Source organism: Streptomyces sp. NPDC031670, assembly GCF_055580545.1.
Genome location: NZ_JBVILC010000022.1, coordinates 36,818 through 52,044, shown reverse-complemented (window position 1 = coordinate 52,044; position 15,227 = coordinate 36,818). Strand labels below are relative to the sequence as shown.

Genomic DNA, 15,227 nt, shown 5'->3' with positions numbered 1-15,227 from the left:
ACGAGCGCGGCCGGAAGAGGTTACTCCGCGTACCGACCTCTTCTGGGGCAACCACTCAAACGCCGTACTGCTTGGTAGGAGGCGACCTAGCATGCGGCCACGGGACCACTTTGCTGAAAGTTTCGGAGTCGCCCCATGAACCCTCACAGTCCCCGCTCCACCCCGACACTGAAAATCCCGTCCCTGAAAGGACGGGTGAAAGGAGGGACGTCCGGTGCGGTGCTCATCGCCTCGGCGGTGCTCATACCCGTGCTCGCCGCCACGACCGGCGGCGGTTTCCGCGCCGCGCTGGACTTCACCACCGGTGTCCTGTCGCTGGTCTGCCTGACCGCCTCGGTCGTCTGGGGCCTGCTCGCCACCGACCGGCTGCTGATGACGACGCGCCACCGGCTCGTCGCCCAGGCCGTGCACCGCGCGACCGCGGTGTCCTCGATCGGCTTCCTCCTGGTCCACATCACCGTCAAGATCGCGGTCGGTCATGTGGGCCTGCTCGGGGCCCTGGTCCCGTTCGGACTCGGCGTCACCGGCTCGGACGGACTGATCGGCCTCGGCTCCCTCGCCGCGGTCCTCATGGTCGTCACGGCGGCCACCGGCGCCCTGCGCAGTGCCTTCGCCAACCCCGACCGGGTGGCGGGCCACTGGCGCTCGGTGCACATGCTGGCCTACCCGGCCTGGTGCTTCGCGCTGGTCCACGGCCTGTACGCGGGCCGTCAGGCGGCCGGCTGGGTCGTCACGCTCTACAGCCTGTCGCTGGCCGGTGTGGCCGGCGCCCTCGTCGTCCGCTCGCTGCCGCGCCCGGCTCGGCGGCGTCTCGTGCGGTGGCTGGCGCCGCTCCTCGCGCGCGTGGAGACGGCCCAGGCGATCGCCCCGGACGCCTCCACCCCCCAGCCGCACCCGGCGGACCCCGCCTCCCCCCGCTACGAGGCGCCCGCGCCGCATCCGTACCCGACGGACGCGTTCGCGACCGACCGCTTCACCGCCGAGCGCGACCCGGCCGACCCGCTGACGGCCGACCCCTACGAGAGCCAGGAGCTCTACGGGACCGGTCCGCGGCGGGCCGTGCCCGCTCCGCCGCCCGCGCCGGGCATCTCGGCCGCCTACCGGGCGGTCTCCCTGGCGCCCGCGCCGCCCTCGTACGCCCCGAGCTGGCCGACGCCCACCCCTCGTCCGCCGGAGAACATGCCGCTCCAGGAGAACGGCTTCGCGGACCTCGGCGGCGGCACGGCAGACGGCGGCCCCGCAGACCCCGGCCTCTCCGGCCCGGCCTACACCGGACCGGACTACGCCACCACGGCCTACGACGCCACGGCCTACGGCACGACGGACTACGACTCCGCGGTCTACGGCGCAGCGCCCTACGGCGGGGCGGTCCCGGGCGGTTTCGACGAGACCGCGCCGCTGCCCACCGTCCCCTACGAAGAAGGCGGCGCCGCCTTCGAGGCTCCGGGGCCGTTCCCCGGGCCGGCCGCGCCGCAGCCAGAACCCTCCCCCCAGTCCAGCCCGTTCCACCAGCCCGTCGCCGGTGAGCCCTGGCACAGCCCCGCAGGAGACCGCCCGTGAACGCGCCACTGCCCGACGTCCCCGAGGTGCGGGTCGTCGGACTCCCGCAACTGACCGCGGGGTTCGACCTCGTGGAGCGGCTCGGCCTCGACATGCACCTGAAGGTGCACGGCCCGCTGGAGCCGGTCCCCGGCGAGCAGCTGGCCCAGCTCGCCGAGGACATATCGCTCAACGGGCGCGGCGGCGCCGGGTTCCCGTTCGCCCGCAAGCTGCGGGCGGTCGCCAAGTCCGCGATCCGGCGGGGTGTGCGTCCGGTCGTGGTGGTCAACGCGAGCGAAGGAGAGCCCGCCTGCCGCAAGGACACGGTCCTGGTGAACCGCGCCCCCCATCTGGTCCTGGACGGCGCTCTGCTGGCCGCTGAGGCCCTCGGAGCCCGCACCCTGGTCGTCGCCGTGACCCGGGACTCCACGGAGGCCTCGATCCGCGCCGCCTTCGCGGAGCGGGGGCTGGCCGACCGGCGCGGGACCGCGCTCCGCGCGCGCGTGGTGCGCACTCCGGAACGCATGGTCTCCGGCGAGGCCTCCTCCGTGATCCGGGCGGCGGGCGGCGGCCCCGCGATGCCGCCGGGGCGCAAGGTGCGCGCCTCGGACACCGGTATCGGCGGCGCGCCGACGCTGCTGTCCAACGCGGAGACGTACGCGCAGCTGGCCGTGGGCGCCCGGGTCGGCCCGCGCCGCTACAGCCACTCGGGGCTGCCCACCGAGCCCGGCACGGTCCTGCTGACGCTGTCCGGGGCGGTGGCGCGGCCGATGGTGGTGGAGGTGCCGACGGGCGTGCCACTGCGGTACGTGCTCCAGCTCGCCGGGGCGCCACCGGTGCCGCAGGGCGTGCTGACCGGCGGCTACCACGGCAGCTGGCTGGACGCGTCCGCCGCGCACGACGCGGTCATCTCGCGGGACTCGCTGGCGGCACTGGGCGGCGCGCTGGGCGCGGGCGCGATCCTGCCGATCGGGCAGGAGACCTGTGCGCTGGGCGAGGCGCTGCGGATCGCCAACTGGCTGGCGGCGGAGACGTCGGGCCAGTGCGGACCGTGCCGGCTCGGTCTGCCGGCCGCCGCGGGCGGTCTGGCGGATGTCCTCAACGGGGGCGGTCCGGCCGCCCTGGAGGCGCTGCGCGAGGTGACGGGCGCGGTCAAGGGGCGTGGCGCGTGCAAGCACCCGGACGGCTCGGCCCGCTTCCTGGCGTCGACCGTCAACGCGTTCACCGACGACCTGGCGGCGCACGTCCTGGGCGGCGGCTGCGGCCGTCCGACCCTGGGTCTGCTGCCGCTGCCGGGCGACGGCTACCAGGAGGAGGGCATCCCCAGCGGCGAGAAGGTGCTGGTCGACTGGACGCTGTGCGAGGGGCACGGGCTGTGCGCGGACCTCATTCCGGAACTGATCCGGCTGGGCGCCGACGGCTACCCGGCGGTGGCCGACGCGACCGTCCCCATGCATCTGCGGGGGCGCGCGCAGCGAGCGGTGCGCCGGTGCCCCGCGCTGGCGCTGCGGATCGAGGGCGCGCCCGCCGAGCTGCCCGCGCTGGCCGCCCCGGCCCGCAAGGCGCTGGGCAGCGGTCGCGGTTGACCCGCTGAGCCGTAACGGCGAGAAGGCGGCCACCCGGATCGGGTGGCCGCCTTCTTCACTGTGGAGCTAAGGAGAATTGAACTCCTGACCTCCTGCATGCCATGCAGGCGCTCTACCAACTGAGCTATAGCCCCTTGTTTCGCTTGCCGCCCGGTTTCCCCCGGCGACATCGAGAACATTACACGGTCCCCCCGGCACTCCACCAAATCGATTGCCGTTCTGTACGGACAGGGCCGGTAACGTCCCCTTTCGTGACCGTGAACGTGCTCGCGCACACCGCCGCCCGTCTCACCCCCGTCCGCCGCCCCGTGGCGCTCGCCGCGGCGGCCTGTCTGCTCTCCTTCGGCGCGTTCTGGGCCGCCCAGCGGGCCGCCGACGTCTCCATGATCGACCTGATGGTGTACCGGGCGGAGGGCGGGGCCGTACGGGCGGGGGCGGACCTGTACGCCATGCGTGCCACGCGCGCGGGGCTGCCCTCCACCTATCCCCCGTTCGCCGCCCTGCTGTTCACGCCGCTGACGCTGCTGGGCGTGCCGGAGATGCGCACGCTCGCCACCGCGGCGAACCTCGCCCTGCTGGTCGCGCTCGCCCATCTGTCACTGCGGCTGGCGGGACGGGAGCGGCCCGGCGCGGCGCTGTGGGTGGCGGCGCTCGCGGTGTGGTGCGAGCCGGTGTGGACGACCCTGCGCTACGGCCAGATCAATCTGCTGCTGGCGGTCGCCATCCTGTGGGACCTGACCCGGCGCGCCGGCCACCGGGGGGCGGGCGCGGGCATCGGGCTCGCGGCGGCGGTGAAGCTCACTCCCGCCCTCTTCGCGCTGTTCCTGCTGCTCACCGGTCTCGTACGCGCGCGTGGGGCGGGCTGGAACCCGTGGCTGCGGCAGGCGGCGACGGCGCTGGCGGTGTGTGCCGGGGCGACGCTGGCCGCCGTGCTCGTGCTGCCCGCCGACTCGCGCCGCTTCTGGACGTCCACCGTGTTCCAGGCGAGCCGGGTCGGCCACGCCGAGGACACCGCCAACCAGTCCCTGCGCGGGGTACTGGCCCGGCTGCTGCACACCGCGGCCCCGGGGACGGGGTGGGCGGTCGCCGCGGCCCTCACCGCGGCGCTGGGGCTCTGGGCGGCGGTACGGGCCGAGCTGGGGGGCCGGCGGGCGGCGGCGGTGCTGTGCTGCGCGGCCACGGCGCTCCTGGTGAGCCCGGTCTCCTGGTCGCACCATTGGGTGTGGTGCGTGCCGGGGCTCGTGGTTCTGGGCGCCCACCGCACCGGCGGGGCCCTGGTGGCGCTGGTCTTCGGCTCGTACGCGCTGTGGTGGGTGCCGCACGGGGCGGGCCGCCCCGAACTGGCGCAGAACGGATGGCAGATGGCTCTCTCTGCGCTCTATCCGCTGGCCGGGTTGGTGTGTGTGGCGGCGGTGGCGCTCGGGCCGTGGCAGGGGGCGCCCGCGGTCCGCCGGGGCCGTCAGGCGGTGGCGAAGGAGTAGAACCTCTTGAGGGTGCAGTGCGCCTCCAGGAGGCGGCCGTAGATCGGCTCCCCCTCCAGCTCCCGGTAGGTCTCGATGGGGTCGCCTTTTATGATCAGCGCCCGCGCGCACTCCTCGCACCAGTACTGGTAGTCGGCGTTGACCGGCTCCATGTCCCGGACGATGGGCGTACCGCTGCCGCACCAGTCGCACTTCCGCCTGTGTGCACCCATCTCAGCTCCAGCTGTGGCCGCGGGCCGTGCACACGCGGGTGCCACTCCCGCTGTCGCCGGGCATCCGCGCGACCTGGGAGAACCCACGGGAAGGGCGGCTGATCCGGGTCGCTGTCCGCGGCGCACCGGGCAGGTCCGGGACGTCGTCGCGGCTCGCAGGCATCGCGGTCTCCCTCCCGTTCGGTCCGTCGTCCCCCTCCGGCCGTCACGATTCTGCCATGGTCGCGCAAGAGGGTCAGCGACGTCGTGGTGCGAGCCCTGTCAGCGCTCCCACCAGTGCCGCCGCGGACATCGCCAGGGAGCATGCCCACAGCGCACCGCCGGAGGTGTGCGCCCCCGCCGTGAGCCGGTTCAGGAAGAGCGTGCCGAAGGCCGCGACGCCGATCAGCTGGCCCAGCTGGTTCACGGTGGCGAGCAGCCCGCTGGCGTCCGAGGCGTCCTCGGGCCGCACATCGGCGAGCGCTCCCGCGAAGGTGGGGCTGAAGGCGAGTGCCAGACCGGCTCCCACGCCCGCGTACGTCACGTAGACGACGGGGCCGCCCGTGCCGCCGCCGCGCTGGAGGGCGCCGGTGGCCAGGGTGGAGAGCGCGGTCAGCACGAATCCGCCCGGCACCAGGCCCCGTTGCCAGCGTGCGGGCCAGCGACGCCAGGTCAGCCCGACCGTGCCGAAGACCGCGGCGGTCGGCGCGAAGGTCAGTCCCGCGCGCAGCGCGCTGAAGCCGAGGCCGCCCTGGATGTGCAGGGTCAGGGTGAACAGGAAGCCCGCGTTGACGGCCATGACCACGACGATCCGGAAGACCGCGAGGCCCATGCCGGGCAGGCGCAGCACCCTGGGCGCGATCAGCGGGACGCCGCCGCGCCGGGCCAGACGCGACTCGTACGTCCAGAAGGCGGCGAAGAGCAGCGCGCTGGACGCCAGCGACAGCCAGGCCCACAGCGGCCAGTCCTCCTCCTGGCCGAGCACCAGTGGCACGGTGAGCAGGCAGACGGCGGCGCCGAGCAGGACCAGTCCGGGGAGGTCGAGGTCGCGTCCCCAGCGGGCCGCGCCGCGGTGCTCGTGCCGCTCCTTGGGCAGCAGGCGCATGCCGAGGACCAGCAGGGCGATCCCGAGCGGCACGTTGACCAGGAACACCGGACGCCAGCTGGTGCCGAAGAGGTCGGCGCTGACGAGGATGCCGCCCAGCACCTGCCCGGCGGCGGCGCCGGTGGCGAGCACGGCGGAGTACACCCCGAGGGCACGCGTGCGTGCCTCTCCGGTGAAGTTGCGCTGGATGAGGCTGAGCACCTGCGGGATCATCAGTGCCGATCCGGCGCCCTGCACCAGCCGGAAGGCGATCAGCTGGCCGGCCGTGCCCGCCAGACCGCAGGCGAGGGAGGCGGCGGTGAAGACGGTCAGGCCCGTCAGATAGAGCCGGCGGTGCCCGAGCAGGTCGCCCAGTCGCGCGCCGGTGATGAGCAGCACCGCGTACGCGATGGTGTAACCGGCGACGACCAGCTGCAACGCGGAGCCGGAGGCGTGCAGTTCGGTGCGGATGGTGGGGGCGGCGACGTTGACGATGAACACGTCGAGGAGCGCCATGAACTGCGCCGCGAGCACGATCGCGAGCAGCAGCGAAGGCCGGTTGTCAGTGGCACGGTCTTTACTGAGTAGGGGACTTGGGCCCGGACGGAGTGCGGTGGTCATGGCAGCCAGCCTGACCCTGTTCCGATACGGGTAACGAGAGCCCGCTGATGCTGGTACTGACAGCACCTGGCAGCGGCGGGCGACGGGGCCGAACATGGGGGACGTGACGACAGTGGCCGCACCGAACGGACGCCGCAGACCGGAACTGGCCGCCTTCCTGCGCAGCAGACGGGCGCGGGTGACGCCGGCCGACGTCGGCATGCCTCCGGGCCTGCGAAGGCGTACGCCTGGGCTGCGCCGTGAGGAGGTCGCCCAGCTCTCCGGGGTCGGCGTGACCTGGTACACCTGGCTGGAGCAGGGGCGCCCGATCAACGCCTCTCCGCAGGTCCTGGACGCGGTGGCGCGCACCCTGCGGCTGGACGAGCCGGAGCGCGCCCACCTCTACCACCTGGCGGATGTGCCCTGCGTGCCGGACCGGGAGGCCGCGGTGGTGGAGGTGGGCCCCGAGATCCAGGGGATCATCGACGCCCTGGACCCGCATCCGGCGGTGGTCTACAACGGCCGCTACGACCTGCTGGCGACCAACCCCGCCTACCGGGACCTGTTCGACATCCCGGAGATCCGGTCGATGGGCGTGCGCAACGTCCTGTGGACGCTGTTCACCGTGCCCGAGCCCAACTGCCCGGTGCTGTTCCGTGAGAAGGAGCTGCCGGTGATGGTGGCGACGCTGCGCTCGGAGTACGGCCGCCATGCGGGGGAGCCCGCCTGGGAGTCGTTCATCGCGAGGCTCTCCGAGGCCAGTCCCTACTTCGCCCGGCTGTGGAAGAACGGCGACGTGGTGCCGCCGGGCCCGCGTGTGAAGACCTTCCGGCACCCCGCGGTCGGCGAGATACGGATGACGTCGGTGTCGCTGTCCATCAACGGCATGCCGGAGTGCCGGATCGTGACGTACACACCGAACGACGAGGAGAGCGCCGCGCGTACGGCGAGGCTGCGGGAGATGCGGGAGAAGATCTGGGCGTGAGGCGACCGCGCGGGCACGGGGCTGGGCGGTCGCCTCACACCCGCGGGCTCCCGGGCGGGCCCGCGGGACGTACGCGGGGTGCGGGCGCGACGCGCGTCCCGGAAACGCGAGATCCCGCCCGGTCGAATGGACCGGACGGGATTCCCGTACCTGTGGAGCTAAGGAGAATTGAACTCCTGACCTCCTGCATGCCATGCAGGCGCTCTACCAACTGAGCTATAGCCCCGCTGTTCGCTCTGTTTCCCGCGCTCCCGCGCCGCGAACAAGAAGAACTTTAGCCTGTGACCTGCCGGAAAGTGAAATCCGGTGGTCGCACCGCCCCGGGCGGGCACCCGGCGCGCCCGGCGGCGGCCCGGGGGCCGCCCCGGCGCGCCCGGCCTTAACCGTCAGTCGTCGTCGCCGAAGACCGGTTCGGGCAGCGTGCCGGCGTTGTGCTCCAGCAGGCGCCAGCCGCGCGCGCCCTCGCCGAGGACGGACCAACAGCAGTTGGAGAGGCCGCCCAGACCCTCCCAGTGGTGCGACTCCAGGCCGAGGAGGCGGCCGATGGTCGTACGGATCGTCCCGCCGTGGCTGACCACGACCAGGGTGCCGTCGTCGGGCAGTTTGTCGGCGTGCGCGAGCACCACCGGGGCGGCCCGGTCGGCCACCTCGGTCTCCAGCTCGCCGCCACCCCGGCGGACCGGCTCGCCGCGCTTCCACGCCGCGTACTGCTCGCCGTAGCGCTCGACGATCTCCGTGTGGGTCAGGCCCTGCCAGGCGCCCGCGTACGTCTCCCGCAGGGCGGCGTCGTGGGTCACCGGCAGCCCGCAGACCGCGGCCAGCTCACCGGCGGTCGCCGCGGCCCGCTTGAGGTCGGAGGCGATGATCGCGTCCGGCTTCAGGGCCGCCAGCAGGCGCGCCGCCCGGCGCGCCTGACCGAGACCGGTCTCGGTCAGCTCGATGTCCGTGGAGCCCTGGAAGCGGCGCTCCAGGTTCCACGCTGTCTGGCCGTGCCGCCACAGGACGACGCGGCGGCCCCGGCCGGGCTTGGTGTCGCTGCCGTTCAGCTCAGCTCACCGTCCTCCGTCCCACCGTGCAGCTGGGCGTGCTCGGCGGCCTTGCCGCGGGTCTTCAGCGCGTCCTCGGGAAGCGGCAGCTCGGGGCAGTCCTTCCAGAGGCGCTCCAGGGCGTAGAAGACACGCTCCTCGCTGTGCTGGACGTGGACGACGATGTCCACGTAGTCGAGCAGGATCCAGCGGGCGTCGCGGTCGCCCTCCCGGCGCACCGGCTTGGCGCCGAGCTCCTTGTTCAGACGCTCCTCGACCTCCTCCGCGATCGACTTGACCTGGCGGTCGTTGGGGGCGGAGGCGAGCAGGAAGGCGTCGGTGATCGACAGCACGTCGCTGACGTCGTACGCGATGATGTCGTGCGCGAGCCGGTCGGCAGCCGCCTGGGCGGCGGCGGTGATGAGCTCGATGGAACGGTCCGTGGCGGTCACAAGCTGGCTTTCGTCGGCGGTCAGATCGATTCAGATCGTTCTCCAGGGTCTCACGGACCGCCGACAGCCCCGAAAGGATTACTTGATCTTGTAGTCCTTGCCGAGCACCACGGTGACATCCGCGTTCGCCGCGGCCTTGCCCTGCTTCACCGCGCCGGCCGGCAGCCCCAGCGTTTTGGCCACCTCTTCGGCCTTCGCCTTCTGCGCCGCGTCACCGTACGTGACGGAGGACGACGCCGCCGTACTCGCGCCGCCCGCGTCGATGACGGCATAACCGCCGTTGACCAGGGCGATCCGGGCCTTCTCAACCGCCTTGGGGTTGCCGCTGCCGTTGCTGACGCCGACGCGGACCGCCGAGCCCTTGTCGGGCGCCGTGACCGAGCCGCCCAGGATGTCCCTGACCACGCTGTCCCCGGCCTGCGCGCTGAGCGTGCCGTCCTGCTGCACCGGCAGCATCGCCGTCTTGTAGGCGCCGACCTTGGCGTGCTCGGCGAGCTTGGCCAGCGCGGCACCGAGGTCGGCCTCGGGCAGCGAGGGGTCGAGGATCTGCGCCAGCGTCTGCACGGTGATCGTCGCGGCCTTCGGATCGTCCGAGATCTTGCGCAGCACCCCGTACATCACCTGCCCGAACCGCTGCAGCTGCTTGGCGTCCGCCTCGCCGGGCCCCTTGTACGTGGCGTACGCCACGGCCATCTGCCCGGTCAGCGTCTGGTCCTCGCCCTTCTTCACCACCGGGCCGGCACCCGCCTTGGCGCCCGGTACGTCGGCATCCGTACTGATGTCGATGTTCCCGACCAGGTCGACCAGGTTCTCCAGGAAGGGCGTGTCCAGCCGCCAGGTGCCGCTGATCTTGGTGCCGAGCAGGGTGCCGAGCGCCTCACGGGTCCCCTGCGAACCGTCGCCGTCCACCGATTTGCCGAGCGTGGTCCGGGTGCCGTCGTCGTTGGAGACGGCGAGGGTGTTGGGCAGCAGGACGGTGGTGCCCTGCTTGGTCGTCGCGTTGTTGACGAGCAGCGCCGTGGAGGTGCCGCCCTTCTGGGTGTTGTGCAGATGGACGACGATCACGTCCCGCTTCTGCGCCCCGACCGCGACCGCCGGCTTCTCGGAGCCCGAGGACGAGGACAGACCGGGCAGCTTGCCGGCCGTCCAGAGGTAGCCGACCCCGCCGATCGCAGCGAGCGCCAGGACGACGACGAGCGCGACCACCCGGTTACGGCCGCGGCGCCGTGCCTCCTCGCGCCGCTCGGTGCGGCTCTCGGTGAACTTCAGCCAGTCGATGACGTCTTCGGAGTCCTCGTCGGGCTCCTCGATGAAGGAGAACTGCTCGGTGCGGTAGTCGCGTTCGTCCTTGCGCTGCTGCGGCACCACCGGACCGCTCTGCTCGGCGACCGGACCGGGCTCGGACTCGGCCTCCCGCACGGGGGCCTGTGCCTGTGCCTGCGCGGGAGCCTGGGCTGCGGCTGCCTGCTGGACCGGGGACTGCTCGCGGCCCCACTGCTGCGTGTCATAGCCGTACCCCTGGTGCTCCTGGGGCACGGATGGCTGCGCGGGCCGGCCATACGCGTCGTAGCCGGAACCGGTGCCGGAGCCCGAGCCGGTGCCGTAGTCGTACGAGGGCTGCTGCCGGCCGTACGGGTCGTACCCGTACCCGCCCTGCTGGCCCTGCTGGCCCTGCTGCTGACCCTGATGGTCCTGCTGGGACTGGTGAGTCTGGTGGGTCTGCTGCGGCTGGGCCTGGCCGTACGGGTCGTACGAACCCTCCTGCGGCACCTGCTGGTACACCGGCTGGCCGTACTCGTCATAACCGACAAGCCGCACCTGCGGCGCATAGGGGTCGTAGGGGTCCTGTCGGTCGTTCACCGGGTGCCCTTCTCTCACTCGCCGCGGTAGAGCTGGCGCTTGTCGATGTAGCGCACCACACCGTCCGGAACCAGATACCAGACCGGATCGCCCTGCGCGACCCTCGCCCGGCAGTCCGTCGACGAGATGGCCAGGGCGGGCACCTCCACCAGCGACACCCCGCCCTCGGGCAGACCGTCGTCCGTCAGTATGTGGCCGGGCCGGGTCACCCCGATGAAGTGGGCGAGCGAGAAGAGCTCGTCCACGTCCCGCCAGGTCGTGAGGATCTGCGAGAGCGCGTCGGCGCCGGTGATGAAGAACAGGTCCGCGTCACTGTTGAGGGAGCGCAGGTCCCGCAGCGTGTCCACGGTGTACGTCGCGCCGCCGCGGTCGATGTCGATCCGGCTCACCGAGAACTGCGGGTTGGACGCGGTCGCGATGACCGTCATCAGATACCGGTCCTCAGCCGCGGAAACGTTCTTGTGGCTCTTCTGCCACGGCTGCCCCGTCGGCACGAACACGACCTCGTCCAGGTGGAACTGAGAGGCCACCTCGCTGGCGGCCACCAGGTGTCCGTGGTGGATCGGGTCGAACGTTCCGCCCATCACGCCGATGCGCCGCTTGACCGGACCGGTAGGCACTTCCTGCTCTCCCATGCGTGCAGAGCCTACTGGCCCGGTGGAAACGCCCCGACTCAGCGGTCGCGGTTGAAACGCGTGGTGATCCACAGCAGGAGCAGCAGCGCGAACAGCGCGCCGCCACCGGTGACGTACGGGCTGAGGCTTTCGTGGTTGCCACCGTGCTCGGCACCCTCGGCGAGGGTGACCAGGTGCGTGGCGGCGGTGCTGGTGAGGCTCATCGTCAGCAGGACCTATCCGGGAGTCGGAGCGGAGACTTCGGGCACATCGTATGCGGGCCGCCCGGGCACTCTCACGCCGACTCAGCCGTTCAGTCCTTGACGACGCCCTCCGCGTCGGGGCTCGCGCCCCGGCTCGGCTCGCCGTCCGGCTCGGCCGCCGCCGCGTCGCCACCGTCGTTCGTGCGGTAGCCGCGCAGCAGCAGCCAGGCGAGGCCGCCCGCACCGAGGATCGACACCAGCAGCAGGATCCGCAGCACATTGCCGGGTCCTTGCTGGTCCGAGGCGGCGGCGAGAAGCGCGACGGCGTCCGTCATGGCAGGTGTCTCCTTGGTTATCCACAGGCCCCCGCCCCACGGTAGCCCCACCGCCTAGGGTGGATGTCGTCAGGGGGACGAGCCGAGACTCTCAGACAGGGGGACACCATGACCGATGACATCCAGGACAGCGTGCCCAGCAGGCAGCGCCGACGTTTCCCCGGGATCTCCTCCCGGGCCTACGAACACCCCGCCGACCGGTCGGCACTGGTGGCGCTGCGCAGGCTCAGCGGCTTCGACACGGTCTTCAAGGCCCTCAGCGGGCTGCTGCCGGAGCGCAGCCTGCGCCTGCTGTTCCTCTCCGACTCCGTGCGCGTGAGCGACGCCCAGTTCGCCCACCTCAACTCGATGCTGCGGGACGCCTGTTACATCCTGGACCTGGAGAAGGTCCCCCCGATGTACGTGACGCAGGACCCCCGGCCGAACGCGATGTGCATCGGCATCGACGAGCCGATCATCGTCGTCACGACCGGCCTCGTGGAGCTGCTCGACGAGGAGGAAATGCGCGCGGTCGTCGGCCACGAGGTGGGCCACGCCCTGTCCGGCCACTCCGTCTACCGCACGATCCTGCTCTTCCTCACCAACCTGGCCCTGAAGGTCGCCTGGATCCCGCTGGGCAATGTGGCGGTCATGGCGATCGTGACGGCGCTGCGGGAGTGGTTCCGCAAGTCGGAGCTGTCCGCCGACCGCGCCGGACTGCTCGTCGGCCAGGACCTCCAGGCCTCGATGCGGGGCCTGATGAAGATTGCCGGGGGCAACCACCTGCACGAGATGAACGTGGACGCGTTCCTGGAGCAGGCCGAGGAGTACGAGGCGGGCGGTGACCTGCGCGACTCGGTCCTGAAGATCCTGAACGTGCTGCCCCGCTCGCACCCGTTCACCACCGTGCGCGCGGCCGAGCTGAAGAAGTGGGCCGCCAGCCGTGACTACCAGCGCCTGATGGACGGCCACTACCCCCGTCGTGAGGAGGACAAGGACGCCTCGGTCTCCGACTCGTTCCGCGAGTCCGCCGCCTCGTACGCCGAGACGGTGCGCACCAGCAAGGACCCGCTGATGAAGCTGGTCGGCGACATAGCCGGCGGCACGGCGGACCTGGGCGGCAAGCTGTACGGCAAGTTCACCGGCGCGGGCTCCGCCTCGCGCACCTCCGACCGGCCGCAGGGCGGGTCCCAGGACGAGCCGCAGAACCGGCCTTCCGGTCCGGCGACGGACGGCGACGGGACCGACGGGCCGCAGGAGGGGCCGGGACGGGGCGCCTAGGGAGACGTGTAGGGACGCTTAAGGACGTCCCGGGTTTTAGGGATGCCTAGGAGGGATGCCTAGGGATGTTTACGGCGTCGGCTGGGCGCTGGTGGCGAGGGTGCCGCAGAGGGCCGCGGTGGCGGGACCGGTCGCGTACGGATCGGTACCCGCCGGGCCGGTCGCGCTGGTCCGCTCGCCCGCCAGCAGTGGCCGCAGCTGCGCGGAGACATCCGCCGAGCAGGCCTGCGGTCCGGCCTCCACATAGCTGAACTGCAGCTCGACCCGGTGCAGCCGCAGGTCGTCACGGTCGAAGCGGAAGTGCAGCTCGCGGCGGACGGTGAAGAGCGAGGCGGCCTTGTCCGAACCGGAGGCGGTCGGGCGCAGGGCGTACGTGAAGGTGTGGTCGGACGTCACATCGAGGGTGTCCCGGCCGGACTCGGCGTAGTGGAAGGTGCCCTGCACACGCACCTGGGTGTCGGCCAGTGCGACTTTGGCCGGATCGAAGCGCACCAGCCAGCCCGTGGCGGCGTGCCGGCCGTCGTCGGCCGGGTTGTCGATGCTCTGGTCGAACTGGGCGAGCAGCTCCGGATCGAGCAGTGCCCGCACCTGGTGCACGGACTTACCGGTCAGGACCTGGGGGTCCAGGGAGGACTGGACCAGGTACTCCTTGGCGGTGGTGACACCGGCGATGATCTGGCTCTCGGAGAAGTGGGCGGTCCTGCGGACGGCCGGGAGGTTGATGCCGTCGGCGCCGGTGCGGAACTGGGCGGCCGGGCTGTGGTCGAAGAGCCGGTCGACGTCGATGCCGGGGACGACGGTCTGCGGGGCCAGGGGGATCACGGTCATCCGCAGGGGCTCGGCGGCGACGCTGCCGCCACCGGGCTGGTACGGGTGACGCAGGCCCATGTACACGGCGGTGCCGAACGCGATGAAGAGGAGGACGGCCAGCGCGACTATCTGTTTGGTGAAGGGTCTGAACGACCAGCTGGACCGGCTGCGCACCGCGCGCGCGTGCTCGCGCATCCGTTCCTGGGCGGAGAACTCCTGAAGGCGGGCAGCACGGACGAACGACTCGTCGAACACGACGGATCGGTACTCGTCCTCACCTCCGCCGGGGAGGCCCTCCGGGGTCCCCTCGGGTGGCTCTCCACGCCCTGCCATACCTTCAGGGTAGGTCGCGGGAGGGGCCGATAAACGCGCTGCTACGCGACAAGTTCTGACGAGTTCCCACGCGGTTGTGCGGGGCTTGGTCAGAGCCTGGTCAGGAGATGGTCAGAGCGAGGGCGGGGCGGGGGGAGGGGCCGGTCAGGGGTGGGGTGGGTGGGAGGGGGGGTGGGTGGGGGCGGGGGGGAGGCCCCCCATCCCGCTGTAACTCCAAGGCCCCCATCCCCCATCCCCTGCCTCCGTCCCAGTCCCAGTCCCCCGCCCCCAGTCCCCCCGTCCCCCGTGCTCAAGGGCGCCGAGGGACGGCCGCGACTGCCGGGGCTGAGTAGTCCGCGGAGGCGGTGGGGCCGACGGTGGCTGGAATGGGTGGCCCGGATTTGTCCACGTTGCTGGTGGCCGGGGGCGGGGCGGGGTCCTCGCGGCTGTTGGAGGCGCCCCGGTAGACGGCCGCGAAGGCCAGGGCGACCATGCCGATGCCCATGATCAGGGCGAGCAGCCAGGCGACGGGGCGGTGCCAGCGGGCCCGGCCGCGGTAGGGGCGCAGGGCGCCGCCGTGCGGGCCGTAGGGGCCGGCTTCGGGGCCGCCGGGGAAGGCGGTGCCGTAGGGGCCGGTGTCGCGGGCGGGGTAGGGGAAGTCGTCGTCGGCTCCCGCGCCGGCGCGGGCCCGGGCCGCTTCGGCCTCGGCGCGGGCTTGCGCTGCGGCCAACAGCCGTTCCACGGCGCTCGGTTCATGGATCTGAGCGGCCCGTACGAAGTCCTCGTCGAAGACCACGGAGGCGAATGCGTCGTCCGCGCCTCCGCGGTCGTCGTCGGGCTCCCAGCCGTTCGGGAACGGCCTGCCCCCCACGTCGTCCGGCACGGGTTCA

15 protein-coding genes and 2 tRNA genes are annotated in these 15,227 nt (G+C 72.3%); 5 read left to right on the top strand and 12 right to left on the bottom strand.

Features of this window, described 5'->3' with window-relative positions; all coding sequences use genetic code 11:
• Positions 1 to 219: 219 nt before the first annotated feature.
• Together ACZ5ID_RS30420 and ACZ5ID_RS30415 are read left to right on the top strand one after the other, a co-directional pair.
• Positions 220 to 1,560, top strand: coding sequence for a hypothetical protein (locus ACZ5ID_RS30420; protein WP_468904220.1), 1,341 nt, complete (start codon positions 220 to 222; stop codon positions 1,558 to 1,560).
• Positions 1,557 to 3,125, top strand: coding sequence for a ferredoxin (locus ACZ5ID_RS30415; protein ID WP_468904218.1), 1,569 nt, complete (start codon positions 1,557 to 1,559; stop codon positions 3,123 to 3,125). The genes ACZ5ID_RS30420 and ACZ5ID_RS30415 overlap by 4 nt, the downstream gene beginning before the upstream one ends.
• Before the next feature lie 61 nt (positions 3,126 to 3,186).
• On the opposite strand, the gene ACZ5ID_RS30410 is transcribed toward ACZ5ID_RS30415, so the two are convergent.
• Positions 3,187 to 3,259, bottom strand: a tRNA-Ala gene (locus ACZ5ID_RS30410).
• Between the two features lie 117 nt (positions 3,260 to 3,376).
• Between ACZ5ID_RS30410 and ACZ5ID_RS30405 the strand changes: the two genes are divergently transcribed.
• Complete coding sequence (locus ACZ5ID_RS30405) at positions 3,377 to 4,606, top strand: glycosyltransferase 87 family protein (RefSeq protein ID WP_468904216.1); 1,230 nt, start codon at positions 3,377 to 3,379, stop codon at positions 4,604 to 4,606.
• Here ACZ5ID_RS30405 and ACZ5ID_RS30400 read toward each other — a convergent pair.
• Positions 4,585 to 4,818, bottom strand: coding sequence for a hypothetical protein (locus ACZ5ID_RS30400; protein WP_067158879.1), 234 nt, complete (start codon positions 4,816 to 4,818; stop codon positions 4,585 to 4,587). The genes ACZ5ID_RS30405 and ACZ5ID_RS30400 overlap by 22 nt on opposite strands.
• A 235-nt stretch (positions 4,819 to 5,053) precedes the next feature.
• Positions 5,054 to 6,502, bottom strand: a complete 1,449-nt coding sequence (locus tag ACZ5ID_RS30395) for an MFS transporter (protein WP_468904214.1) — start codon at positions 6,500 to 6,502, stop codon at positions 5,054 to 5,056.
• Positions 6,503 to 6,596: 94 nt separating this feature from the next.
• Here ACZ5ID_RS30395 and ACZ5ID_RS30390 point away from each other — a divergent pair, with 94 nt between their 5' ends.
• Positions 6,597 to 7,466 (top strand): helix-turn-helix transcriptional regulator, encoded by an 870-nt coding sequence (locus tag ACZ5ID_RS30390; RefSeq protein WP_468904212.1) that lies wholly within the window; start codon positions 6,597 to 6,599, stop codon positions 7,464 to 7,466.
• A gap of 153 nt (positions 7,467 to 7,619) precedes the next feature.
• Here ACZ5ID_RS30390 and ACZ5ID_RS30385 read toward each other — a convergent pair.
• The 7 genes from ACZ5ID_RS30385 to ACZ5ID_RS30355 form a co-directional block, all read right to left on the bottom strand.
• Positions 7,620 to 7,692 (bottom strand) — tRNA-Ala (locus ACZ5ID_RS30385).
• Positions 7,693 to 7,852: 160 nt separating this feature from the next.
• Positions 7,853 to 8,512 (bottom strand): histidine phosphatase family protein, encoded by a 660-nt coding sequence (locus tag ACZ5ID_RS30380; RefSeq protein ID WP_468904310.1) that lies wholly within the window; start codon positions 8,510 to 8,512, stop codon positions 7,853 to 7,855.
• Positions 8,509 to 8,943 (bottom strand): ribosome silencing factor, encoded by a 435-nt coding sequence (rsfS, locus tag ACZ5ID_RS30375; protein ID WP_365108305.1) that lies wholly within the window; start codon positions 8,941 to 8,943, stop codon positions 8,509 to 8,511. Before rsfS ends, ACZ5ID_RS30380 begins: the two co-directional genes overlap by 4 nt.
• A 78-nt stretch (positions 8,944 to 9,021) precedes the next feature.
• Positions 9,022 to 10,803, bottom strand: a complete 1,782-nt coding sequence (locus ACZ5ID_RS30370; RefSeq protein WP_468904209.1) for an LCP family protein — start codon at positions 10,801 to 10,803, stop codon at positions 9,022 to 9,024.
• Between the two features lie 14 nt (positions 10,804 to 10,817).
• Positions 10,818 to 11,438: a nicotinate-nucleotide adenylyltransferase gene (nadD, locus tag ACZ5ID_RS30365; protein ID WP_358837545.1), complete on the bottom strand. Its 621-nt coding sequence runs from the start codon at positions 11,436 to 11,438 to the stop codon at positions 10,818 to 10,820.
• Between the two features lie 38 nt (positions 11,439 to 11,476).
• Positions 11,477 to 11,641, bottom strand: a complete 165-nt coding sequence (locus tag ACZ5ID_RS30360) for a hypothetical protein (protein WP_190092478.1) — start codon at positions 11,639 to 11,641, stop codon at positions 11,477 to 11,479.
• 89 nt (positions 11,642 to 11,730) lie between these two features.
• A complete protein-coding gene (locus ACZ5ID_RS30355; protein ID WP_406554450.1) occupies positions 11,731 to 11,955 on the bottom strand; it encodes a hypothetical protein in 225 nt (74 codons plus the stop codon).
• A gap of 108 nt (positions 11,956 to 12,063) precedes the next feature.
• On the opposite strand from ACZ5ID_RS30355, the gene ACZ5ID_RS30350 reads away from it, so the two are divergent.
• Positions 12,064 to 13,215: a M48 family metallopeptidase gene (locus ACZ5ID_RS30350; protein WP_468904206.1), complete on the top strand. Its 1,152-nt coding sequence runs from the start codon at positions 12,064 to 12,066 to the stop codon at positions 13,213 to 13,215.
• 69 nt (positions 13,216 to 13,284) lie between these two features.
• On the opposite strand, the gene ACZ5ID_RS30345 is transcribed toward ACZ5ID_RS30350, so the two are convergent.
• The gene (locus ACZ5ID_RS30345; protein ID WP_468904204.1) at positions 13,285 to 14,358 is read right to left on the bottom strand and encodes an SCO2583 family membrane protein; all 1,074 of its coding nucleotides are present in this window, start codon (positions 14,356 to 14,358) and stop codon (positions 13,285 to 13,287) included.
• Positions 14,359 to 14,647: 289 nt separating this feature from the next.
• Entirely contained in the window at positions 14,648 to 15,220 is a 573-nt protein-coding gene (locus ACZ5ID_RS30340; protein WP_468904202.1) for an SCO2584 family spore wall biosynthesis protein, read from the bottom strand.
• Positions 15,221 to 15,227: the final 7 nt, after the last annotated feature.